Origin of the sequence: Dietzia sp. DQ11-71, from assembly GCF_014144995.1 — a bacterium.
GTDB lineage: Bacteria > Actinomycetota > Actinomycetes > Mycobacteriales > Mycobacteriaceae > Dietzia > Dietzia kunjamensis.
Window position 1 is genome coordinate 1 of the sequence record NZ_JAALDT010000013.1, and the last position, 1,372, is coordinate 1,372.

At 70.8% G+C, this 1,372-nt stretch carries 2 protein-coding genes; both read right to left on the bottom strand.

All coding sequences use genetic code 11. The annotated features are described in order from the left end of the window. Positions 1 to 372: Sec-independent protein translocase protein TatB (gene tatB, locus G6023_RS00565; RefSeq protein WP_241727585.1), on the bottom strand; the 372-nt coding region annotated here is incomplete at its 3' end. Between the two features lie 60 nt (positions 373 to 432). After that, positions 433 to 1,372: S1C family serine protease (locus G6023_RS00570; RefSeq protein ID WP_182633816.1), on the bottom strand; the 940-nt coding region annotated here is incomplete at its 5' end.

Here is a 1,372-nt window from a genome sequence, read left to right on the forward strand (position 1 = left end):
CCGGCGGGGGTCGGCGGAGGCCGTTCCCGCGGAACCCGCCCCGCCGGCGACCGCGGGAGCGCCCGCCGGCGCAGCGGCTCCGAAGTCCCCGGAGAACAGGGAGTCGTCACCGTCAAGGAGATGCTTGGTGACCATCGCGCGCGGACTCAGCCCACGCAGGTCGTTGAGCTGCTTGAGGGGCTCCCGGAACTCCTCGAACTCGGTCCCGTAGTCATCCCGGAGCTGCTGCTGGGCGTTGCTGGCGAACTCACGGACCTTGCGGATCGCCGAGGCCAGCCAACGGGCGGCCTCGGGTAGGCGCTCGGGCCCCAGGACCACCAACGCCACCACGCCGAGCACCAGGAGCTCGGACCACCCCACGTTTGTGAACATCGCAGCCAGGATACGTCGCCGGGCTCACCGGTGGGAACCCGAGTCGTCCGGTGCCCCCGGTCAGCCCAGCGCGGGGCGCACGGTCAGTTCGACCCGCGTTCCACCGCGGAGGACCTCGACCGGGACGTCGACGCCCGCCCCGGCGCGACGGACGGCCACCACCAGTTCATCGGAGGAACGCACCTGCCGGTCACCGACCCTGGTCACGACGTCCCCTTCCCGGAGTCCGCCCTCCTCGGCGGGCGAGCCCTCACGCACGTTGACGATCTCGGCGCCCTCCACCGACCCGTTGTCCGCCTTGCGGGCGTTGACGCCGATCGTGGCGTGGCGGACCGCCCCGTCGGTCATGAGCGACGTCGCGATCTCGCGGACGTCGTTGACCGGGATGGCGAAGCCGAGACCGATGGAACCCCCGGACTGGGTGAAGATGGAGGTGTTGATACCGATGACCGCTCCGGTCCCGTCGATGAGCGGTCCCCCGGAGTTGCCGGGGTTGATGGCGGCGTCCGTCTGGATCGCGTCGATCACCACGTCGCCGTCCGAGGTGGACTCCCCGAGGGCGATCGGGCGCCGGGTCGCCGAGACGATGCCCTCGGTGACGGTGCGGGCGAGTCCGAGGGGCGAGCCGATGGCGATGACCTGCTCCCCCACCTGGACGTCGTCCGAGTCCCCCAGGGTGGCGACGGTGAGGTTCTGGACGTCGTCGACCTTGAGGACCGCGAGGTCGGTGGCGGGGTCACGCCCCACCATCTCGGCCGAGGCCCTGGAGCCGTCGGGGAAGATGACATCGATGTCCGCGCGGTCGGCGGCGCCGTCCATGGTGACGACGTGGTTGTTCGTCACGATGTAGCCCTGTGGGTCGATGACGATGCCGGAGCCCTCCCCCTGGGCTGACGCCGTGGACACCGAGATGTTGACGACGGCGGGTTGGACGCGCTGGGCGACCTCACCGATCGGGTTGTCGGATCGAAGGATGTTCTCCGGGGCGTCGGCGATCCGG